This is a genomic window from Halorientalis sp. (genome assembly GCF_028275115.1).
GTDB lineage: Archaea > Halobacteriota > Halobacteria > Halobacteriales > Haloarculaceae > Halorientalis.
This window is the reverse complement of the sequence record NZ_JAQCNH010000083.1, coordinates 67,667-87,975: the sequence shown is the minus strand read 5'-3', so window position 1 is coordinate 87,975 and position 20,309 is coordinate 67,667. Positions and strand designations below refer to the sequence as shown.

Annotated in this window: 21 protein-coding genes; 6 read left to right on the top strand and 15 right to left on the bottom strand. The window is 63.3% G+C overall.

The window, feature by feature from the left end; translation table 11 throughout:
- Positions 1–100: 100 nt before the first annotated feature.
- A complete protein-coding gene (locus tag Q0964_RS11445) occupies positions 101–400 on the bottom strand; it encodes a hypothetical protein (RefSeq protein ID WP_299267511.1) in 300 nt (99 codons plus the stop codon).
- A 477-nt stretch (positions 401–877) separates the two neighbouring features.
- Between Q0964_RS11445 and ppcA the strand changes: the two genes are divergently transcribed.
- Entirely contained in the window at positions 878–2,356 is a 1,479-nt protein-coding gene (gene ppcA, locus Q0964_RS11440) for a phosphoenolpyruvate carboxylase (protein WP_299267509.1), read from the top strand.
- A gap of 232 nt (positions 2,357–2,588) precedes the next feature.
- Here the strand turns inward: ppcA and Q0964_RS11435 are convergent, their stop codons facing one another.
- The 5 genes from Q0964_RS11435 to Q0964_RS11415 all read right to left on the bottom strand — a co-directional run bounded on the left by Q0964_RS11435 (position 2,589) and on the right by Q0964_RS11415 (position 9,117).
- The gene (locus Q0964_RS11435; RefSeq protein WP_299267507.1) at positions 2,589–3,599 is read right to left on the bottom strand and encodes a DMT family transporter; all 1,011 of its coding nucleotides are present in this window, start codon (positions 3,597–3,599) and stop codon (positions 2,589–2,591) included.
- 546 nt (positions 3,600–4,145) lie between these two features.
- Entirely contained in the window at positions 4,146–4,844 is a 699-nt protein-coding gene (locus Q0964_RS11430) for an HAD family hydrolase (protein ID WP_299267505.1), read from the bottom strand.
- Positions 4,845–5,226: 382 nt separating this feature from the next.
- Positions 5,227–5,496: a hypothetical protein gene (locus Q0964_RS11425; RefSeq protein WP_299267503.1), complete on the bottom strand. Its 270-nt coding sequence runs from the start codon at positions 5,494–5,496 to the stop codon at positions 5,227–5,229.
- Between the two features lie 942 nt (positions 5,497–6,438).
- Entirely contained in the window at positions 6,439–7,644 is a 1,206-nt protein-coding gene (locus tag Q0964_RS11420; RefSeq protein WP_299267501.1) for an MFS transporter, read from the bottom strand.
- Between the two features lie 216 nt (positions 7,645–7,860).
- Entirely contained in the window at positions 7,861–9,117 is a 1,257-nt protein-coding gene (locus Q0964_RS11415; protein WP_299267499.1) for an RNA-guided endonuclease InsQ/TnpB family protein, read from the bottom strand.
- Between the two features lie 519 nt (positions 9,118–9,636).
- Between Q0964_RS11415 and Q0964_RS11410 the strand changes: the two genes are divergently transcribed.
- Positions 9,637–9,759, top strand: coding sequence for a hypothetical protein (locus tag Q0964_RS11410; RefSeq protein WP_281187071.1), 123 nt, complete (start codon positions 9,637–9,639; stop codon positions 9,757–9,759).
- Between the two features lie 206 nt (positions 9,760–9,965).
- Here Q0964_RS11410 and Q0964_RS11405 read toward each other — a convergent pair whose 3' ends face one another.
- The 3 genes from Q0964_RS11405 to Q0964_RS11395 form a co-directional block, all read right to left on the bottom strand.
- Positions 9,966–10,277: a hypothetical protein gene (locus tag Q0964_RS11405; RefSeq protein WP_299267489.1), complete on the bottom strand. Its 312-nt coding sequence runs from the start codon at positions 10,275–10,277 to the stop codon at positions 9,966–9,968.
- A gap of 148 nt (positions 10,278–10,425) precedes the next feature.
- Positions 10,426–10,968 carry a cob(I)yrinic acid a,c-diamide adenosyltransferase gene (locus tag Q0964_RS11400; protein WP_299267487.1) on the bottom strand — a complete coding sequence of 181 codons (543 nt, stop codon included), beginning with the start codon at positions 10,966–10,968 and terminating at the stop codon, positions 10,426–10,428.
- 432 nt (positions 10,969–11,400) lie between these two features.
- Positions 11,401–11,787 (bottom strand): CBS domain-containing protein, encoded by a 387-nt coding sequence (locus Q0964_RS11395; protein ID WP_299267485.1) that lies wholly within the window; start codon positions 11,785–11,787, stop codon positions 11,401–11,403.
- Positions 11,788–12,251: 464 nt separating this feature from the next.
- On the opposite strand from Q0964_RS11395, the gene Q0964_RS11390 reads away from it, so the two are divergent.
- Positions 12,252–13,523, top strand: coding sequence for an RNA-guided endonuclease InsQ/TnpB family protein (locus Q0964_RS11390; RefSeq protein WP_299267483.1), 1,272 nt, complete (start codon positions 12,252–12,254; stop codon positions 13,521–13,523).
- A gap of 262 nt (positions 13,524–13,785) precedes the next feature.
- On the opposite strand, the gene Q0964_RS11385 is transcribed toward Q0964_RS11390, so the two are convergent.
- Positions 13,786–14,199 carry a universal stress protein gene (locus tag Q0964_RS11385; RefSeq protein WP_299267481.1) on the bottom strand — a complete coding sequence of 138 codons (414 nt, stop codon included), beginning with the start codon at positions 14,197–14,199 and terminating at the stop codon, positions 13,786–13,788.
- Between the two features lie 314 nt (positions 14,200–14,513).
- Entirely contained in the window at positions 14,514–15,731 is a 1,218-nt protein-coding gene (locus Q0964_RS11380) for an FAD-dependent oxidoreductase (protein ID WP_299267479.1), read from the bottom strand.
- 167 nt (positions 15,732–15,898) lie between these two features.
- Between Q0964_RS11380 and Q0964_RS11375 the strand changes: the two genes are divergently transcribed.
- Positions 15,899–16,324, top strand: a complete 426-nt coding sequence (locus Q0964_RS11375; RefSeq protein ID WP_299267477.1) for a hypothetical protein — start codon at positions 15,899–15,901, stop codon at positions 16,322–16,324.
- Positions 16,325–16,472: 148 nt separating this feature from the next.
- Here the strand turns inward: Q0964_RS11375 and Q0964_RS11370 are convergent, their stop codons facing one another.
- Positions 16,473–16,664, bottom strand: coding sequence for a hypothetical protein (locus Q0964_RS11370; protein ID WP_299267476.1), 192 nt, complete (start codon positions 16,662–16,664; stop codon positions 16,473–16,475).
- Between the two features lie 305 nt (positions 16,665–16,969).
- Here Q0964_RS11370 and Q0964_RS11365 point away from each other — a divergent pair, with 305 nt between their 5' ends.
- On the top strand, positions 16,970–17,101 hold the full coding sequence (locus Q0964_RS11365) for a hypothetical protein (protein WP_299267474.1): 132 nt from the start codon (positions 16,970–16,972) through the stop codon (positions 17,099–17,101).
- Between the two features lie 439 nt (positions 17,102–17,540).
- Here Q0964_RS11365 and Q0964_RS11360 read toward each other — a convergent pair whose 3' ends face one another.
- The 3 genes from Q0964_RS11360 to Q0964_RS11350 all read right to left on the bottom strand — a co-directional run bounded on the left by Q0964_RS11360 (position 17,541) and on the right by Q0964_RS11350 (position 19,728).
- Positions 17,541–17,693 (bottom strand): hypothetical protein, encoded by a 153-nt coding sequence (locus Q0964_RS11360; protein ID WP_299267472.1) that lies wholly within the window; start codon positions 17,691–17,693, stop codon positions 17,541–17,543.
- Between the two features lie 137 nt (positions 17,694–17,830).
- A complete protein-coding gene (locus Q0964_RS11355) occupies positions 17,831–18,298 on the bottom strand; it encodes a hypothetical protein (RefSeq protein WP_299267470.1) in 468 nt (155 codons plus the stop codon).
- Positions 18,299–18,327: 29 nt separating this feature from the next.
- The gene (locus Q0964_RS11350) at positions 18,328–19,728 is read right to left on the bottom strand and encodes a M48 family metallopeptidase (RefSeq protein WP_299267468.1); all 1,401 of its coding nucleotides are present in this window, start codon (positions 19,726–19,728) and stop codon (positions 18,328–18,330) included.
- Between the two features lie 172 nt (positions 19,729–19,900).
- On the opposite strand from Q0964_RS11350, the gene Q0964_RS11345 reads away from it, so the two are divergent.
- On the top strand, positions 19,901–20,308 hold the full coding sequence (locus Q0964_RS11345) for a hypothetical protein (protein WP_299267466.1): 408 nt from the start codon (positions 19,901–19,903) through the stop codon (positions 20,306–20,308).
- Position 20,309 lies beyond the last annotated feature (1 nt).

Below are 20,309 nucleotides of genomic sequence, written 5' to 3'. Positions count from 1 at the left end.
TGAGCGTGACTCACCCCGGTCGCTACTCGGTGTGAGCGCTACTGTCCGGGCGTTTCGGTCCGCGTACTCCCTCTGCGGTCGGTCCGGCAGGCCGGGACGATTATGTGAGGAGTGAGTCGATAGCGCGTCCGAGTTCCGAGAGGACTCCCCCGGCGTCGATGCCAGCTCGCCGGAGCGCCCGGGCGACCTGTTCGGCGAGCGCGGAGTCCGGGACGAGTTGGCCGAATGCGAGGGCGGCGACGACACCACCGGCTATCGCAACCGCGAGGATACCGATAGCTTTCTCCACTCGGCTGAGCCCCGCCACCGCTTCGAAGCTCCGCTGAGTACCGACGTCCCTGCCGTCGGTGGCCTCGCTACCGGAGGTTTCCTCGTCGTCTGGCGGGCTGTAACTGCTCATTTTCCACATCCTAGGTCCGCAGACCTAATTGGGTTTGGTGCCTGGTGCCGACTGGTGGAAGCCAGTGCCGGTCCGACCCTCCCCCCGGGCAGTCGAGTCGGCAACCGAGCACCTGACGAGGAACGCTGCTGAGCGGTCTGTATCTCCTGGCGTCCACCGCCTCGGCATTCCCACTGCAGACCAGACGGCAACGACGGCAGTCATCGGTTCTTAGTATGATTTCGCACCCACCGGCAACAGTGTCGCGCTCGATGGTATCGTCCTCGCCGGTGGGTTCCCGTTCATCATCACGGTCGCGATTCGCCAGCAGGGCAGGAAACCGGAACGGACGCATGAACGACCTATCGTAGCGGCGGCGAGAATCGCGGCCCGGTTACGAACACGGCCGATGGTCCGTCGGCGAGACACCGAACACAGGTTGGCCACCTGTCTCCCGTTTGGCTCGGGGTTTTAGTTTCTCGACGCCGATATGACTCTATGACCGACACCCCACGGGTGCTGAGCACACAACACCCGGACAACGCGACACTCCCATTCTTTACCGCTGGGGACGTCATCGAGGGCGAAGACGAGATTCAGGAGGGGTACTACGTCGCCTCCCACCTCGGCTGTGACGAACAGATGTGGGACTTCGAGGGCAAGGAGGGCGACGAGTACGCGGTCAAGAAGCTCCTCTCGCGGTACGACGATTTCTTCACGGACACGCGACTCGGCGAGGACTTCCGGCTGACCATCCGGGGGCCGAACCCCGACCTTGAGGTCTCAGAGGCGAAGATACTGCTCGAAATCTTGGAGAGCATCCCGCGGTCGTTCGACGCCGCGAAGCTGTTCGCCGAGGACCGCGACATCGAGACGGTCCCACCCATCTTCGAGGTCATCATTCCGATGGTCACCGACGCCGACCAGCTCAACGCCGTCCACGAGTACTACCGGTCGTTCGTCGCCGGCAAGGGCGCGGAGACGGTCTGGGGCGACCGGACCGTCGAGGACTGGGTCGGCGAGTTCCGGCCGACGACCGTCGGCGTCATCCCGCTGATCGAACAGCGCGACGCGTTGCTCCAGGCCGACGACATCGTCGGCGACTACGCGACCGCGCAGGGACTCAACGACGTGCGCGTCTTCCTCGCCCGGTCGGACCCCGCGTTGAACTACGGCTCGCTCGCCGCCGACCTCATCAACAAAGTGAGCCTCCGGCGGCTCTACCGGATGGCCGACGACCGCGACATCGACATCCACCCGATGCTCGGTGCCGGGTCCGCACCGTTCAGGGGCAACCTGACGCCCGAACGGGCCGCGGCGGTCACCGAGGCCTATCCCGAGGTCGAGACGTTCACCGTCCAGTCGGCGTTCAAGTACGACTACCCCATCGAGACCGTCCGCGAGGGCATCGAAACGCTCAAACAGGCCGAACTGGGGGCGGCCCCGCCGGCGTTCGACGAGGAACGGGCGCTCGACATCGTCGACCGGACGGCAACCGCATACGCCGACCAGGTGGACGCGATCGCCTCGACGGTCAACCGGCTGTCGAGTGCGGTGCCTGACCGGCGGGCGCGCAAGCTCCACATCGGCCTGTTCGGCTACTCCCGCGAGGTCGGCGAGAACGCTCTCCCGCGGGCCATCGGCTACACCGCGGCGCTGTACAGCGTCGGCTGCCCGCCGACGCTCCTCGGATGCCACGCGCTCACCGACGAGGACCGTGCGTTCGTCCGCGACGTGTTCCCCGCGTTCTTCCAGAACCTCCGTGACGCCGCCCAATACTACAACCCGCGGTGTACCGACGTACTCGACCTGTCCCAGGACGCGCTCGAGACGGCCGCCGATATGGTCGACGTCGACCCGGAGGAGACACACCGGGCGGCGACCGACACGGCCATCGACGCCTTCCAACAGGACGACGACGACGCGCTCAGGACGGCTATCCGCCGGGGTGCCCGCCAGCGACAGTTCCTCGGCTGACCGCGTGCCGCGGCTCGCCGGGATACCACGTCACGTCCCCGGCAGACGATCGGCCGACACCCTCGCGTTCGTTTGCCAACCTGAAACCGGCCACCGGTGTAAAAAAGCTCACGTCGGCCGTGCGAACAGTATCGGTCGCTACCGTACTGACGACCCGCGACACGAACGACTCCGGTCTGTCATCGTCTCGCAGGTGCGCCCGCCCCGTCCAGAGTGTCCGTGTGCTGCCGTCTCAGTCGTCACGCGAGGGCGGACTCGACGGCAGGTTATCGTCCCAAAGACGCCGCCTGAACCGGACGACTTCCGCCCGGAGAGTCGCTCGCTCGACCAGTGCGAAGCCGGTGACGACCACGAGGAAGCCGACGACCGTCCAGACCGTGACCCCCGACGCCAGCAGGAGCCAGCCGAACAGGGCCGCGACGACGGGGACCACGTACGCCACGAGGTTCGTCCGGACCGGCCCGACCCGACCGATGAGACCGAAGTAGATGGCGTATGCCACGGCGGTCGACGGGATGGCGACGACCAGCAGGCTGAGGACCGTCGCCGTCCCCATCCGCGTTACGCTGCCGGCCGGCTCGCCGGCTGCGAGACTGACGCCGTGGAGCAAGACCGCACCCAGCCCCATCGCCCACGCGGTCAACGGGAGGCTGTCCATCCGGGGACCGACCCGCTGGAGGAGGACGGAGCCAAGCGCCACCGCGCTGGCGGCCCCGAGAACGAGCAACTGCCCGATACTGTTCGCGCTCGTGAGCGTCGACGGCGAGGGTTGGACCATGACGACGACACCGGCCAGCGCGACGCCGATGCCGAGTGCACCCACCCAGGAGAGGCGGTCACCGAGCAGCCACCACGCGAACACGGGCGCGAGCACGGGGTTCAGCCCGTACATCACCGACGCCATCGCCGGCGTGGTCGGCCCCTGGCCCAGGAACAGCAGGCCGTTGTTCAGCGTGACCAGGAACAGTCCGGCGACGCCGATACCAAGGAAGTCGCCGCGGGTGCGGGGAAGCCACGACGACCGTGGCCGTGTCAGCGCGGCGTAGCCGACCAGCAGGACGGCCGCGATGTCGAACCGAAGGCCCGCGAAGAGTACTGGCGGCAGCTCCCGGAGCCCGGTCTTGATCGCGATGAACGACCCGCCGAACAGAACTGCCAGCAGGACGAACAGGCCGGCGTCGCGGTATCGGGCGTCGAGGACCGGCGGTGACCACGCGCGGAGACTCGACAGGCTCAGCGCCACCACCCGCTCGTCGATGTCTCAGTCATTACTCTATGAAAGGGCTGAATCATCATGAGGGCTGTGCGGGAAGAGCTGACACGGGCCAGTTGGCTGTGTTTGACGGTCCTATGGGGCTCGGTGACGCGCTGACCGACGCCGGCGAGGAGGTCGGCTTCGGGGTCGACATCGTCGCCACCGTCCAGTGGCACTACGGGTCGGCAGCGGGCGTCTACAAGAATCGCAGTCCTGCGACGATGCGCCCAGCTATCGAAGTCCGTGACCGGCACAGCAGTGCCGACCTCGCACGGACGCTGACCGACGAAGTCGCCCAAGCGACTCCCCACTTCGAGCCAAACGAGAATGCGGCGGAAGCCGAAATCGAAGCCGTCGCTCCGTCGTTACTGGCAGTCTGTCGGCGTCTGGCCAGACCCGGCCACTGGCACCGAGTCGATGGCGCACCGCGAACGGGAAACTGCCTGGACAGAGGGCCCCGTCTCCTCTGCATCGGGGTGTCTCTGTCACGCTGTCGCCCGCATCCGCGGTGGCCCTCATCTAACGTCCGTCACCTCAGTCCGCCTCGCAGAGTCGTTCGACGACTGTGTGGAGACTCGCTACGTCGTATGTCGGTTCGACGGCCAGCGAACGGTCCGCGTTGTGGTGGCGTCGCAGGAACGCCACGTCCACACCGGCTCGGCGAGCCGCTTCGACGTCGCTCTCGCTGTCACCGACGTACAGCGGCCGGTCGATTCCGAGGTCGGCCATCGCGGCCGTGAGGTAGTCCGGTTCGGGCTTCGTATGTTCGAGGCTCGCGAGCGTCGGGTCCCGTGCCCGTACCGTCCCGACCAGGGCCGCGAGTCCGTGGTGGGTGAGTACGTCATCGACGATCCGGGTCTGATTGTTGCTGACGACCCCGAGCGGCAGGTCGACTCCGGCGAGCGCGTCCACGTCCTCGTACGGTTGTTTTCGCCCATCACGGGTCGCCGCCCGGAGCAGCGTCTCGATCCGGTCGTCCCGGTGGCGCCACAGCGTCGCCGGGTCGACGTCGTAGGTCCGGCCCAACTGGCGCACGTCGGCAGGGTCGACGCCGATGCTGATGGCGTCCACGTCCGCCGGGTCGGGGTCGTCGATCCCCGCGTCCTCGAATGCGGCGCCGGCCGCGCGGTCGATTGCGGCCCGGTCGGCCAGCGTCACGATGACCCCGTCGTGGTCGAGCAGGAGTCCGTCGTAGCCCATCGTCCGATACTCCGGCGCCAGCCACCTGAACACACCGATTCACTCCCGTTTCCGGGACAATCGCTCCGCAGTCTCGGTCGGCGAGACGAGGCGCGCCCCGCAGCCGTCTCTGACGGGGCTGTGACGCGCCGGGACAGGGTCAGGGTCCGGGTCCGAGTCCGGGCCTGGGTCCGGTCGTCGAGTTCCTCAGGAAACTACTGTGACTGGGGCCACGCCACCGGGGCGGTCTGCGGGAAGCTACTGGCCGAGAGAGACGGCGCCCGGCCACAGTTCCGCTACCCGTGCCGCGGTTCGGTACGGTGCCGGCAGGCCGTGTGTCGAGACGCCGTCCAACGCGACACGGACGCCGACCACCCGAGCAGCGCATACCACGCCCTGGCCGGGAGTGACTCTCGGTACGCCGACCGAGCGCGGGTCACTGCCCGTCGAACGGGCCCGTCGAGTCTCCTGACCGGTCGCCGTCCCGGGTCGCCGCTCGCCCGGCCGCGGTCAGTCGCCAACGGCGTACGCCGCGGTGGGTGTTGAACCCTACCAGTCCCTGGCAGGCTAGCTGCTGAAGATGTGTGGTGAGGTACGGTTTCGGCGCGTCGAGGTCGGTGGCGAGGGCCACCGTCGGGACTGCACGGCGCTCACACCGTGCTAGCGCTGCGAGCACCGCGTCGCCGGTTAGCGCGTCGATTGTCATACGTGACATAGGTGGGCCGCTGACACAAAGCTGACGGGACCGACTGCGCCCGGATTCACACCCGTCGGTGACGGAACCGAGGGACGTCACCTCTCGTCGGCTACGACGGGTCGGTCCCCGCACGCCTCGCGGTCGAGTACGCGCGACATCGACCGGCCGCCGATAATCGTCACAGTGTCGAGGAGTCCAGCCGGGGTGGCAGGCCCGTTTTTCCTGAACGACGACCAGTCCGGCCTCGGCGCCGTTGACGAGCCACTCGGCGCTGTGGAAGCCAGTCACCGTTTTCTACCCTGTGTCCCCGAAGCATGACTATGGGGACTGGATTCCGCAATCAGATAAACCACAGAAGCTGAAGCAGGCACGGGGCTTCCCGGCAGAGGACACAATCTGTGGCTCGACGAACAAGGCCGGTATCGAGCAGGGCGGCGACATCGTCCCCATCTCTCTCGCGACGGCCCCGTGTCGGCACGTGCCGGCCAGCGAGGCCGCAAGTCTCTCGACCCTCAGCGGGACCTCTCGAAAAGTCCCGACACAGAAGTGCCGGACTGCGAAAAACTGCATCCAACGGATTGGTCCAGGTTACGTTATCTCACGAATCATCCGGCAGGACGACTGTGCGTGCCGAACACGGGGTCAGATATCAGATTAGTTCGGGACTCTGACTGGCGTGCGTAATCCCACGCGTGAATCGGCCACCACCGAACTGGATGGACCGAGCAGCACGGACCGGCACCCTCTATACCGGCAGGGGCAAACACCGCTGGCTCGAACACGGGCCGTGCGCCGGTCGGGCTATTCGCACACGCCGCTTCGAGAGACCGGTCGAGGACGTTCGTCCCGAGAGCGGGCCGGCCTGTCGCTCGTAGCACTCTGTCGGTTCATCGACGATCAGAGAGTCGCCGTTCAGACGGCCCTCGTCACCACACCGCATGGCGTTCGTGGCTACGTTTTCTCTGGTTCCGGCGCGTTCCACGCCAGGAGGGCTCCGAGCACTCCGAGGATGCCAGCGACGAGAAAGGCAGTCTCGTAGTTCGAGGCGTCGATGAGCCGCCCGGCAGCGATGGGTGCGATAAACGCCCCCGCCAGGCCCACGCTCGTGAGGAAGGCGACGGCCGTCGCGGCGACGGCTGGCTCAACCAGCTCACGGACGTACGCGAAGACGAGGCCGAGACACAGTTGAATGGCGAATCCGGCGGCGAGCAGCGCCGCGACGACGACGGGGACCGTCCGAATCGCGGTGAAGCCCGCGACGATGGGCGTCGCCACGACGAAGGAGAGCAGGACGACCGGGCGGCGGCGGCCGCCGAAGAGACTATCCGAGAGGATACCACCAGTCACTCGCGAGAGCACGCCAACGGCCGGAAACAGGGCAACGAGTGCGCCACTGAACTCCAGCGACAGTTGCAGGTCTTCGGTGAGATACGACGGGGCCCAACTGTTGACGAACAGGTACAGCGCGTAGCCGAGAAATCCGAGCAGGGCGACCGTCCAGACGCGGCGGTTCGTGACGACGCGGCCGAGGTCCGACAGCGCCGGCACCGGGGTCCCGGTGGCGTGTCCGCTGCCGCGACTCGTCGGCCAGAATATCATCACTCCTGCGCACGCGATGCCCGTGAAGATGGGAAAGATCGCCGGCCATCCGAACTGCTCGGCGACGATGGGGCCGGTGCCCTGCCCGATGGCGAAGCCAACCGGCCCGCCTGCGGTGAACGTCGCCACGGCCGTCCCCTGTCTGGCAGGGTCGAACGAGCGCCCGACGATATCGATGCCCGCGTTCCAGACGACGATGTAAGCGACGCCACCGAGGACACGTGAGGCGACAAGCGACCAGTAGGCGCCCGCGGTCGCAGCCTGCCAACCCCACACTCCGGCGACGAGCAGGAGCCCGACCGCCACCACGGTGGCGTGCCGTGAGTTCGTCCGGTCAAGCACGACCCCGACCGGGGTGCTCGTGAGGACTCCCGTCCCGAACGTAACACCAACGAGCAGGCCGGCCTCGGAGGCGCTGACCCCCAACGACGACCGAATGAGCGGCGTCACGCTCGCCGGGACCAGTTCGTAGGCGCCGAGCCCCACAGACATGAGGGTCGCGCCCGCCAGCAGCCCCCAGCGGGCCCGCTCGCTCGTCACGGCCGTCGTTGCACCCACTGTGGTGTCCTTCCTCGACACGCCGATGTCGTTCACTCCGGCAGGTTATGAACCCAACGCGATGGGTTCTAACTGCTCGCCTGCTGTCCTGGATCAGTCCGCCACCGATATGAGACATACTACTGTCAACTGCTGATTCAGCCTCTGTATCCTGCACAGCACCTCGATTGACATCCTCCTCCGCCTGAAGACGGAGGAATCCCGAACGTTGGGATATTAGAGTTTGCAGTCTCCCTGCTCTCTCGTGTTGAACGACCCGCTCTCGCGGTCGAACAGGAACACTCCAGGCTGTGCCAAGCAGCCGTTACTCATATCCCCGGTCGGGGGACTCTGAGTTATCTTTCGTCGGATATTCACCGCACCATTCACGTCTGCGTTCATCGTCCTCTCGCACGACGAGCGAACGTACAGACCGCGCTCCACACGATTCGAGTCACGAATCTGCCCGCAACACGAACAAGTCTTGGTCGTGTTCTCCTCGCCCACACGGTCAACGAGGATACCGTGTTCCTCAGCCTTGTATTCGAGCAGACGAGTGAAGCGGTCAAACTCCCATCCGTGGAGTTTCTCGTTCCCCGACGCACCCCAGTTCCGCGAGTCACCGTTCTCATCCTCGCGGATGTCACTGAGGTCGCCAACCACTATCTTCTCCACGCCTTCTTCGACACACTGTTGTACGATGTGTTTCGAGAGCGTGTGGAGGAAGTGGTCTTTGCGTCGGGAGAGTTTCTGCCGAGCCTTCCGCGCACGTTTCGACGGCCCGTTCTCGCCTTCGGTCTGGTACTCGTCGCGGGTGAAATAGTGCTTGTCCTCTTTCAGCACGTTCCCCGGATACAGTTCACTCTCGCCGTCTTCGTAGTCGATGGCGAGGTAGTTGCTGATACCGAGGTCGATGCCTGCTGTATTGTCACCCGGTGCGTTTTCGACTGGAATTTCTTTCTTGCAGACGATGTGTAGTTCCCACTCGTCGCCGTTCCAGACGGCACGCACCTGCTGGATGTTCTCGACTTCTACATCGGGGCGGGTTTCGTACTCTACGAGGATGAAGTCAGACCGTGACTCTTTCAGGTTGAACCCTTTGGAGAGGCGGAGTTGGCCGTGCTTGTCGTCGTGCTTGATGGCTCGTTTCTTCCACGTCACGGTGGAGCGCGGGTGTCGGTCACCACGTTTCCGGTAGCCCGGTGGGTTGTTTCCATTGTCGGAGTTGTACCAGCCCGTGAACGCCTCAGCAAGCTCTTCGAGAACTCGCTGACTTGACTGAGAATGGAGGTCACTATAGCGTTCGTGGTCTTTCAACTCTGATTTCAGTTCGGCTTCGTCGGGTATCTCACTGTCATCGTCCCACCGTTCTTGGATGTAGTAGCGACCGACGTTCCACAGTTTCGACGCGGAGAACCCGCACTGGTCGAGGTCGTCACGAACCCGCGAGTGGTTCGTGATGCGTGCAACGTAGGTGCGGGTTGTCTCCAGCATCGTACTGTATTCATAACCAGTTATGAAACAGAGTTGACTAAAGGCTGTGTTTGGCGTGGAATATCCAGCCCTGCCAGCGTCGGTGGAATGGGCCACTGAGTGACGGCGCGTATCCACGGCCTGAAGGCCGTGGTATTGCGCCTGTTCAGCTTATAACCGTTCAGTGAGGTGTCGCTGGTCACAGTATGCGTGCATCTTCTACCGAGCAATTAGAGGAGGAGACCCTGCTCTGTGAACTGTTAGGTGACTTGTGGCTCGCTCCCGTTGTGGGTTCGTGGGATTATCAGTCGTCCCCGAACGTGGGTCAGGTAGAAAGCGCGGAAGCGAACCGGTCAGCGACAGGCCATCCGGCTCTGTTGGAGTCCGCAGCAACTGATACAGGCGCTGTGCTGCGTACAGAACGCTCCAACAGCGTGGTGCAGCGGTGGCGAGGCGAAAGCCTACGGCCTCAGCCGTGGGAGGCGGTCAAAATTACAACAGTCTTAATCCCTCTCATACCCTCTGTCGAATCGAGAACGCATGGAAGTCACCTGTGCTGACTGTGACGCCGAGTCGATACGGAGTACGGAGTCGGTATTTAACGTCGTCTACGTCTGCCCGGACTGTGGACAGCAACTCGGCTGCGACCCGGCCAAGGAGTAGAATCTCGTGGCACATCGAGCGGCCTGTACACCCGGATCGCGAAGTCGAGTTCGGAGAAAGCGAACTGCCGAGCCTGCGGTGAGTTTGCCAGGTGATGTCGACGCGGGAGCTGTCGGCGTCCATACCGCTGCTCGCTAGGACCGCGCGCTCCTCCGGTTTTGGATGGAGTATCGGAAATAATACCAGACACTACTTACTGCTCTTGGTCAGGAAAGCGCTGTAATCGTGACTCCGTACACGGAATCTCCCACTTGATGATTCATCTGTCGCTCGATCCACGGTCGAAAGTCCGCGACAGCATCCACATCGATTGCTTCGGCGGTCAACGTCACCGTTGCTCGTGTTGGCACTGTCTCGGTGTACTCGTTCAGCATATCCTCTTTCTCGACGGAAAGCGACTGGTACTGCAGGTCCGCTTCGACCATTGCATTCCTGAATGCGCTCGCGATGATGCTCTGTGGTTGGCTCGTTTTCGTCCCGTCGAACTCGACGGTGCAGAACAACGAGACGGACATCATTACCGGTACTGTGTGGCTGTTGGGTAACAGTGTATCGCTCAACGACGGTTCTCAGGTTACACACTGAGCAGGCCGCGTGCCTCGGGGCTCGGCCCCGTGGCGGTTCACGGGTTACGCGTCCTACGTGTCCGGAAACTGCGGCTGTCGGTCAGTACTCGATACCGACCCGAGCGCTGATTCCACGTTGAAATGGATGTTTCACCGACCCAATGTAGCTCACGTAGTCGGCCATATCTATTACCCCTGTCGGCGCCTCGCGGCCCGTGATGACCAGTTCAACCGAGTCGGCCTTGCTCTGAAGCACCGCGAGGAGTCGCTGTTCGTCGATGACCCCGATTGAGTGCAACGTCAGTATTTCATCGAGGACGACCAGATCACTCTGTCCGTCACCGAGCGTTTCGGTGGCGATATCCAGCGCAGAGTTCAACCCCTCCTGTTCCGCGTCGGAGAGGGCGTCCGCCGACTGAGCGTGCCCCGTCGGAAACTGTTTGACGACAGCGTCGTCGAGCGACATGAGCAACTGCACCTCTCCATACTGGTTGACCTCGTTGCCGGTGCCCTTCATAAACTGGAGGAGGGTGACCGTCTGTCCGTGACCCAGCGCACGAACACACAGGCCGACCGCTGCCGTTGTTTTTCCTTTTCCAGGCCCGTGGTATAGGTGTATGAGTCCGTTCGTTTCGTCTTCCATGGCTACTGTAAACACACCCCATAGCTATAAATCTTCGAGTCCGTTGAACCGCCGATTACGCCTCAGGGGTTTGTATAGCGGTGAACGTCGGCCGATTTGACTCAGGCGACGCTTGAAGAGACGGCCGGCACACCTGCGTCGGTCTGGAAAATGTCAAAACCAGTATTATCAAAAACCGGTCGAAGCGGACAGAGAGCGTGTAGACCACTTTTCGATAGGGTTCCAATTAATCGGTATAGTTGAGCCGACAGTTCGGTCCTACTCAGGTAACGGCGGTCCGGTAGCCGAGTTGACCGGCGAGGAACACCGCGTTCGAGAGATCGTGTCACTCACGGAATCCGTGCAGAAACGCAGCGGCCGGTCGGCGCTATGGCGTCCGAACAGGTGGACATCGGGAGTCGAGTTCGTGTCGTGGTTGACTCCAGCGTCCAGTCACTCGTCGCTGGCGGCCACCTCGTTGATTAGCCCCGTCGTCGTCGATCCGAGTTGATTCAGGATATCGGTCGTCGTAACTACCCCCTCGATTTCCTGGTCGACGACCACCAGATGCTTAATTTTGCGCTCATCGAGTCTGCGGGCAGCGGTGGACAGTGGTTGGTCCGGATGGATCGTCACCACGGGCGTCGACGCCACGGCTGAAACAGGTTGCTCGGCTGGGGCGTCGTACGTCGAGTATCCCGCCAGGAGGTCAGTTTTGGTGACGATACCGTCTGGCGTCTCCGTGGCGAGGACGACCGAACCGACACCCTCCTCGAGTAACTGTTCAGTTACGGCGGTGAGCGTCCGGGCAGGAGGAGCCGTTATTACGGGGGTCGACATTACTTCAGAGACCGTGCCGATAATATGACCCATGATTAATTGTTATATTTACGACGTACATAAACGCTGCCCAGCGGTGGTCCGGAATTTTGTCAGGGGCCATCGAGTGCGAAGGACTCCGGAACGTGTCGCTGCGCAGAGCTCGTCGACGACTGCAGCGAGTCCCGGGAGATGGACCACGGACGGCATACGTGCGTCCGAGGACGCTTCACCACCCACGGCTTCGGTTACCGACACGAATCGGTTCCCGACGGCACTGCAACCGAACAGCGGTCGCACACCGTGTTCTGGATGTGAGACGTCTAACGAGTCTGCGATTCACAGGCTGTCGAGGCGGATGCCACGGGGCTTGACCCCGTGGAGGAAGCCGACACTCACTGACACAAACAACGCCCAACAGCAAGGCCGACTCCCCACCCCACACCTAAATTGTTATTAGGCAAAAATATCGATATGAACCACAGATGGACGACGCGACACGACGCACCGTGCCAATCAAACTCAACGTACCAGAACAGCGTCGTGCCGACCTCCATCAAACCAAAACCCAATTCCTCTACTGCGCCAATCGCACCAGCGGCTGGGCATGGTGCTACGACGATTACTGCGTCACCAGCAAGAGCAGGGCCGAAGACGCCCTCTACGGCGAGTTACGTGAGGAAACCGACCTCACCGCCAACCTCGTTCAAAAAGGCATCCGACGCGCTATCGAAGCCGTCACGAGCGGGGTCGAGAAGCTGAAACAGGGCGAGAAGACCAGTCAACCTGAGTTCGACTCGTGGAGCGTCGTGTACGACAAGCGGAGCGCGACGTTCAACGACGACCACGCAACGCTCTCCACGCCGAACGGTAGAGTCACCGTCGAATACGTCCTTCCGACCGAAGACGACCGCGAAGACACACCGTTCAGCAGGTACTACGAGAGCGACGACTGGGATGCTTCTAACGCCACACTCCAGTACGACGAGCAGGACGACACGTTCTACCTGCACGTCACCCTGAAAAACCCAGACTACGAGGTTGACGGGACAGAACGTCAAAAAGCCAGTTACGATGACGAATCCAGCGAGAGCGGAGTGGTTCTCGGCGTGGATTTGAACGTGACTGGCGCGTTCGCCGTCACCTCCACGGGTGAGTTCCTCGGTTCAGCGGACTATCTCACCCACAAGCGCGACCAGTACGAGCAACGCCGCGCCAAACTGCAACAGACGGGTACGCGGTCGGCTCACCTCACGATTCAGTCCATCGGCAGTCGCTTCTCAGACTGGTCGTTGGACTGGCTCCACAACCGAGCGAACGCCCTCATCACGGAGGCCCACAACGCGGATGTTGGCGGTATTATTTTCGAGAATCTTGACGATATCCGTGAGAACATTGCCAACGGCTCGAAGTTCCAGCAGTGGGCGTATGCGAAGTTCGTGGAACTTGTTGAGTACAAAGTCGAGTCTACAGGGTTGTTCGTGGACTTCGTGAACCCGGCGTACACGAGTCAACGGTGCTCGTACTGTGGTTTTACTCACAAGGGCAACCGTGACGACAAGCAGTACAAGTGTCAGGACTGCGAATACAAGGCGAACGCGGATTACAACGCGGCGAAGAACATCGCCAACAGGTATTGCGGGTATATCCATCGCGGGCAGAAGTCTCACGATGGATGGGCTGACAGTCAACTGGCCCTCAAGTCAGGGACATTGAACGTGAATGGCGAGTACACGCCTGCCGAATTACCCGGTTAGAACGGGAGTCCACTGACAAGCCTCGGGGCTTGACCCCGAGGCGGTTGACCTGCTGCGTTCGTCGTTTCCACTGAAACAACGGGATTGCAGCCCTCGAAATGCGACCGTTCGGCTCCGTGAAATATAAATTGGTTTATAAAAGTCGCGTGTCGAACGGGGAGAGTCGGTGCAGCAGCGAACGCAGACGGCCACGGTTATACCGGTTGGGCAGTTCTCGATACCGGGACTACCTGTCCTGGCCGAGTCCTGGGCAACGTATCGCCTACGACTCCACTGTGTCGGGAACGATTGTCACTGGGACTGCTGCCTCTTGGGCGACGACGAAGCCAGTGTGTCCTTCACGAACCGTGCTCAACCGGCTTTTCGACCGGTGCCCAATTACGATATGGTCGATACTCGTATCCTCTGCAATTTCGAGAAGTTGCTTGCCGACGGCTGTTCCCGAGCGGAGTCCACCACGACTCAGATGCTCGAGGTCGACTTCGACGGGGACGTCGACATCCGACAGCGACTCCCGAACGTTATCGCGGAACGCCTGTTCGTCGCCAGATGCAGTCTCAGTCGCCGTTATGTGGGTTACGTACAGCTCTTGACTCAACCCAACGGCCAGTTGTACTCCCACGGTTAGAACGGTCTCAAACTGAGTATCGTCGCTGACTGCGATCAGCACACCCATAGCAGTGTAATGTCTTACAGTCAATAATAGTTGACGCCGCGCTGGACCAGTTCGCGAACTGCTCAAAGCTACTGGCGAACGAGTAGAACTCGGTCGTGAAACGAGCCGTTTCGCTCGGAAGCAGACCGTCGACTGCCTATCTGTGGGCCCTCCATCTATACCGTCGGTTTCTGGAGGCGGTCACGGACGGTGTCGGGTTCGGGCATCATCACACGAGCGGACGGACCCACGCTGTCGGTCGTATAGGGCGGCCGCTCAGACTGGACACCGTCGGCACGCTGTGAGTGGACGCCGACACCCGTCGGCGCGGTCTCTCAGCTCACGATGTCGGTGTCCGTCGGGCCCCGGCTGTCGAACCGGGCGACGTACTCGTCCAGTCGGGCCGGGTCGTCGTGGCCGGGGAGTGACCGGTCGGCAGTCACGCAGTCTGCGGCGACGCCGAGTCGGTCACAGACGAGGTCGGCGGTCGCCGCCGCCATCCGGCGATAGGTGGTCAGTTTCCCGCCGACGATGCTGGCCACGTTCTCGACGTCGTCCATGGCGTGGTCGAGCAGACTGTACCCCCGCGAGATGCCGCGCCGGTCCTGCCCCGCTTCGTCCGGCGCGTAGAGCGGTCGCACACCCCACCACGTCCGCGTGATCTCGGCGTCGGCGACCGGGGGTAGCATGGCCGCGCACTCCTCGATGCAGGTCTCGACCTCCCAGTCGGCACGTTCGCAGTCGTCCGGGTCCGACGCCGGCACGCTCGTCGTCCCGAGGACGACCTCGCCGTCGTGTGGGACGACGATATCGCCATCGTCGGGGACACGACACCTGTTCAACACCGGCTCACACTGGTCGTACGCGACGGAAATCATCACACCGCGTGACGGTGCCATCGTGACCTCGAGTCCGGCCATGGCGGCTACCTGGCCGGCCCACGCGCCGGCCGCGTTCACGACGTAGTCCGGTTCGATTGTCTCGTCTGCGGTCCCGCCCAGCTGTGCCGACACGACCTGCTCGTTCCGGACACGAAGCGATTCTAACGGCGAGTGCGGGAGGATGCGCGCACCGTGGGCCGCCGCGTCGGCCGCGTTCGCCGCGACGAGTCGAGACGGGAAGACGACCGCGTCCGGGACCCACAACGCGCGCTCGACGGTCGCACTGAGTTCGGGGACGGTCTCACGGACCGCATCGGTATCGAGCAGTTCCGTCTCGATGGCGGCGTCCGCACAGGCCTCGCGTTTTCGCTCGAAGTACGCCGGGTCGTCGGCGGCGAGTTGGACGAAGAGGCCGCCGGTGTCTCGAATACAGGCACCCGCAGTCGATTTGAGGATGCGGTTCTCCTGGATGCACTCCTCGGCACCGCGCAGGTCCGACTCCGCGTAGCGGGCCCCGCTGTGGAGGAGACCGTGTGACCGACTCGACGTGCCGCTCGACAGACCGTCCCGTTCCGCCAGGACCACATCGACGCCGCGAAGCGAGAGGTCGCGCGCGACGCCGGCACCCGTCACACCACCGCCGACCACGAGGACCGTGTCTGAGTTCGCCATGCGTGTGAATTAGCCTCCGCAGGTATCAGTCCGTGGCCGGTCAGCCCGGGTCGTCTCGCGCCCGCCCGGCGTGGACCGGGCTGGCAGGCCGGGGCGTGTCCGCGGCCCGGAGAGTCACATCATTTAGGAGTCTCTGTCCAGTACATACAGTTACCGAAATCGTTCTCATGGATACGTACCAGCAGCGGTCGGACGACCTGTCGGCGGAACCGCCCATCCAGTGTGAGGCGTGCCGGACCGCACTGTTTGTCGGCGGGCAGACCCGGGACGCGCTCTCGTTTCTCCTCGTCGACGAACTCACGGTCCCGCTCGTCGGCTGTGACGAGCACGTCGAACAGTTCGCTGCAGCCTGTGGCCTCACGACTCGGGGGTCGGCCGACCTCCTCCGGCATAGACCGGCTGGCGGCATCCAGTGTCCCAGCTGTCGGCTCGCGGTCCGGAATCCGACGCAACCGATGATTCCGGTCGCGGACGGCGCGGTCGTCGTCCCGGCGTGCCCGGAGCACCAGGCAGACACGGTCGACCGATTCCACACTGGGCTCCAGACGCGACACCAACTCACGACGACGCTCGACGCGTCCCGGCCGGGATGAGCTAAACGCAGTGTGACCGCACCCACGGGCCGTCGGAGGAGGCGGCACGACGCGGAGGTCGTACTCGCGCAGGAGTTTGCCGAAAAAACGTACGATTAGTGGTGTGTGTCCCGTTCGTCGGACCGACGCCTGAGCGACGGACCGGACGTCAGCGCGAGAGCGCCGCCCTGACACGGCGGAAGGCTCGCAGCGGAGCGGCGAGCGTGGATGTCGTCGGCCGTGGCACCTCCCCGCGGTCGCGTTCGGGTGACTCGTCCGTCTCAATCTCGTCGGTCGTGTCGGTGACCGCGGTCGGTTCGTCCTCGGTCGCTCGTGTCTGGAATCGATCGCCGTGACACATGACAACGTATCATATGGGCTCGTGTGTCTTGAACTTTATTATGGTCTATCATTATATTTATCGACACGGGTCAGGAAGGCGTCCGCGGCCACGGTACACCTGCCGGCCGTTCTCGGTTGTCTGATGGGGTATGCTGCGGTCTGGTCGATTCCCCACGCACAGACGGGTTCGAGGTCGCTGACGACCGTGCCCGGGTAGTAGCCGTGGTCGCGATGGTCTCGCCGGCCGCCGAGCGGAACCGGTACGGACCGTCGAACTCGGCGTAACCATAACGATTAATAATGTGGGTACGTGTAAATGAGTGTATGATCCGATGTACCTGCTGTGGCGAGGACATGAACTACAACGACGAGACGACGAGGATCACCGAGTACGCCTGTCGGCAGTGTCACAACGTCGAGATTGTCAGGAAAAAATCCAGCCGCAGTGCTACCTAAATGCCCCGACTCGACACGAGGACTGACCGACGGCAGACACGACGCCACACGCAGGCACACGTACGGTTTCGTCGAGTCGATTCATTTATACTTTCGGTGTCACGAGCGGCAGCGTCGCGGTGAACACGGGCATAGGTCCATCGAAACCCTCGAAATTCGACGAAGCTACGTCGGGAGAGAACTACGAAACACTCCGCAGAGCCGGCCCCTGCGAGGGCGTCGTCTGGCCTCCCGAGCGCCTCGGTAATCTCGGTGGAGTCGACAGTGGTGTAGTGGTCGTCCTCGTCGAGCGACGAATCGGTTATAATGGGCAGCCGTGAGTTCCACCGAACGACCCACGACGGGCTTCCGAGTGATGCGCTGTCCAGCGGTGCGCCGCCACAGTCGGACACGTTGCGGACGGTTCGACCGACTCGTATTCGGACCGCCGAGTGCCACCTCAGTCGAACTCGATGTCCTGTCCCGGCGGGCGCTCCATCGGTAGGCCGGCAGCGGCTGGGTCGACAGCGACCAACAACGACAGCACCGCCACCGTCAGCGGGAGCGCTCTCCGCGGATTCGTTACTAGCAGCATCCGTGGGCTTCGTTTCATGTGAACCGTTCACCTCACTACGAATTATTACCGATACTTGTCCGTATTGTATTTTTTTGTGTGGTATGCTTATGCCGTCACGACCAGCTCCGGACGCGGAGTCCGTGCGGGTTCTGTGCCCACCGGCCGAACGGTCGTCAGTCGAGTCCGTACTCGTCGAGAAACGCCTCGCCGTTGAGGTGCTCTCTGTTGTCGAAATCCTCCCACTTCAGGTCGATGGCAGCGTCGAAGTCGAGTTCGTACGCCTCTTCGAGCACTGTCTCGGTGACGGCGACCATTGTTTCGGCGCTCGCGGCGTCGTCGGCGATGCGGATATCGAGTTCCCGGTCGTAGCGCTGGCTGCGTTCGAGGTGGTCCTCGACGTCTGCGACCATCTCGAGTGCAGCCTCGCGTTCCGGGTCGCCCATGTGTTCCCCTTTGACCAGTCGCAGTCCGACCCAGGTGAGCCTGTACCCCTCGCCGTCCGTCTCGAAGGCCACTTCGACGACCGGCGGCGACTTGCGGTCGGCTTCGCCTGCCGTATTGGACGCGAACGACGATTCCGCGAGGACGCGTTCCACTTCCTCACCCATCCGGCGGAGGACCTGTCGTGTGTCTGGTGTCATCGGCCGCTATCGAATGTAGGGTCACCAGTTCATTGAGTTTTCCGGCCCCGTCGGCCCCCCGAGAGGAGCGCCGCGACCACGTCCCGCAGGTGTAGCGACGCGGCCCCGCTCAGAGCGACGTATGACAGCGCGGGCAGGACCAGCAGAGCCGCGTGAACAACCGACGCGAGCCAGCCCCCGAGGACGAACACGGCCATACAGACAACGACGGCGAATCCGTAGGCCGGCGTCCCACCGTCGGCGAACAGCATCGCCCAGCAGAACGCAGGGAGGCTCACGAGCCACAGGAGCGTGTAGAGGAACAGCACCGTCCCGTGGAGGAAGGTGGTGGCCTCGACCATGCTCATCCCGTAGACGTTGGCTATGACCACTTCGACCACGTACAGAACCAGTGCGCTCACGATCGTCAGTGGCCCGACGGTCAGCCCGAACCTCGTGAACCGACCGAGAACCGCACCCTCGTCGAGCGGACTGGGGTCGGAGTCCTCGAAGACGGACTCGATCAGTTCGATCCGGCGGTCGTTGTTCGGGTGCGTCGCAAAAACGGCGTCGAACCGGGTCTGAACGCGATTGAACGGTGAGAACGCGTTCGTCGCGGTGGTCTCCGCGTCGTCGTGTGCGGTCTTGAGTTTCCGGAGGACGCCGACCATCGCCTCCGGGTTGCCGGTGAGGTCAACGGCCCGGCGGTCGGCGACGAACTCTCTGTGGCGCGACAGCGCGTTCCGGAAAGCGAGCGGGACGAAGGCGACCGCACGCTGGCACGAGAGGACGAGCGGGTTCCGTCGCCCCGTCTGGCCGGTCTGATTCGCGCTGAATATGTACGACATGAGGGCGAACGGGAGGAACATCGGTACCAGGCTGACGATCAGGCCGCCAGCCATGCCGACCCACCTGAACGGTTTGATAGCGTAGTCCATCGCCTCCATCGTCACACTGTCCCGGTAGTAGAGGTGTGTCAGTTCGTGGCCCAGCACCGCTCTGAGTTCCTCGTCGTTCATCTCGTCCAGGAGCCCGGTGTGGACGACGACCATCCCGTCGGACCGCGTTCCTTTCGCGAACGCGTTCACCTCCTCGTCCGGAATCACGTACACGTCGGGCACCGGCATCTCGAGGTCCGCACACATCGATTCTAGCATCTGATAGATTCCCGGTGCTTCGTCGCGTGCGAGCGGGTCGCACTCCGACCGCAACTTCCGCACGGACCGCTTGACGCTCCCGAACGCGAGCACGACCACGCCGCCGACCGCGACGAGGAGGTACGTCCGGAACTCCAGGAACGTGAACAACGGATACGCGTAGTACGCAATCGTGACGTACAGCACACCGACACAGGCCGTCGCAACGATCATCAGCGTCAGTAGTTCCCAGTGTTCGATCTCGCTGACCCGTCGGCGCACCCGGCCTGGGTAGCTTGACAGCCTACCCCACATATTACGCACCTCGTGCCGGAAACACATAAACCGAACTCCATGTTTCGCCCGGGACGGACAGCGTCTGAGTCGTACCCGCTTTGCTCCCGTTCTGCCGGGCGGCGAAACGTCCTACGGCGTTCGGCCCGTACCGTGTGACACGACGGAACCGCGTGGGCAGGCGGCCAGAGACGTGCTGGACATCCTGCTGCGGGAACGACTGCTCCGGCTGGCCCCCGGGAGGGACATGCCCGCGCTCTCGGCGCCCGGCGCGTTCGAGCGGCTCGTCGACCAGGCCGGCCACGAGTCGAATCCCAGGCGCGGGACCGTCGTACTGGTTGGCGGCGACGAGACGGTCACGCTGACGGTCAGGGACGCGCCGGATACGACGCTGCCACCGTTGCCCGAGCGTGGCGGCCCGACGCTGCCCCGGTTCGGACGCCACGTCAGGAACGACTACGACGATTCGGCTGGCGGAATCCCGCTCGACCGGCTCGCCGGGTGTCGCATCGAGTACAACTGTTTCGACGGCGGGGGCCACCTGCTGGTCCTCGACCCCGATGCCGATGGCCCGGTGCCCAACGTGCAGGCTCCAGACTGAC

What these genes read in the sequence shown, in the direction of transcription:
- Q0964_RS11385 (WP_299267481.1), bottom strand. Translation starts at nt 14,199, where the DNA reads ATGGGTGTGCTGATCGCAGTCAGCGACGATACTCAGTTTGAGACCGTT.
- Q0964_RS11445 (WP_299267511.1), bottom strand. Translation starts at nt 400, where the DNA reads ATGAGCAGTTACAGCCCGCCAGACGACGAGGAAACCTCCGGTAGCGAG.
- Q0964_RS11410 (WP_281187071.1), top strand. Translation starts at nt 9,637, where the DNA reads ATGGAAGTCACCTGTGCTGACTGTGACGCCGAGTCGATACGGAGTACG.
- ppcA (WP_299267509.1), top strand. Translation starts at nt 878, where the DNA reads ATGACCGACACCCCACGGGTGCTGAGCACACAACACCCGGACAACGCG.
- Q0964_RS11350 (WP_299267468.1), bottom strand. Translation starts at nt 19,728, where the DNA reads ATGTGGGGTAGGCTGTCAAGCTACCCAGGCCGGGTGCGCCGACGGGTC.
- Q0964_RS11390 (WP_299267483.1), top strand. Translation starts at nt 12,252, where the DNA reads ATGGACGACGCGACACGACGCACCGTGCCAATCAAACTCAACGTACCA.
- Q0964_RS11415 (WP_299267499.1), bottom strand. Translation starts at nt 9,117, where the DNA reads ATGCTGGAGACAACCCGCACCTACGTTGCACGCATCACGAACCACTCG.
- Q0964_RS11380 (WP_299267479.1), bottom strand. Translation starts at nt 15,731, where the DNA reads ATGGCGAACTCAGACACGGTCCTCGTGGTCGGCGGTGGTGTGACGGGT.
- Q0964_RS11400 (WP_299267487.1), bottom strand. Translation starts at nt 10,968, where the DNA reads ATGGAAGACGAAACGAACGGACTCATACACCTATACCACGGGCCTGGA.
- Q0964_RS11425 (WP_299267503.1), bottom strand. Translation starts at nt 5,496, where the DNA reads ATGACAATCGACGCGCTAACCGGCGACGCGGTGCTCGCAGCGCTAGCA.
- Q0964_RS11370 (WP_299267476.1), bottom strand. Translation starts at nt 16,664, where the DNA reads ATGTGTCACGGCGATCGATTCCAGACACGAGCGACCGAGGACGAACCG.
- Q0964_RS11365 (WP_299267474.1), top strand. Translation starts at nt 16,970, where the DNA reads ATGATCCGATGTACCTGCTGTGGCGAGGACATGAACTACAACGACGAG.
- Q0964_RS11360 (WP_299267472.1), bottom strand. Translation starts at nt 17,693, where the DNA reads ATGAAACGAAGCCCACGGATGCTGCTAGTAACGAATCCGCGGAGAGCG.
- Q0964_RS11375 (WP_299267477.1), top strand. Translation starts at nt 15,899, where the DNA reads ATGGATACGTACCAGCAGCGGTCGGACGACCTGTCGGCGGAACCGCCC.
- Q0964_RS11355 (WP_299267470.1), bottom strand. Translation starts at nt 18,298, where the DNA reads ATGACACCAGACACACGACAGGTCCTCCGCCGGATGGGTGAGGAAGTG.
- Q0964_RS11395 (WP_299267485.1), bottom strand. Translation starts at nt 11,787, where the DNA reads ATGTCGACCCCCGTAATAACGGCTCCTCCTGCCCGGACGCTCACCGCC.
- Q0964_RS11405 (WP_299267489.1), bottom strand. Translation starts at nt 10,277, where the DNA reads ATGATGTCCGTCTCGTTGTTCTGCACCGTCGAGTTCGACGGGACGAAA.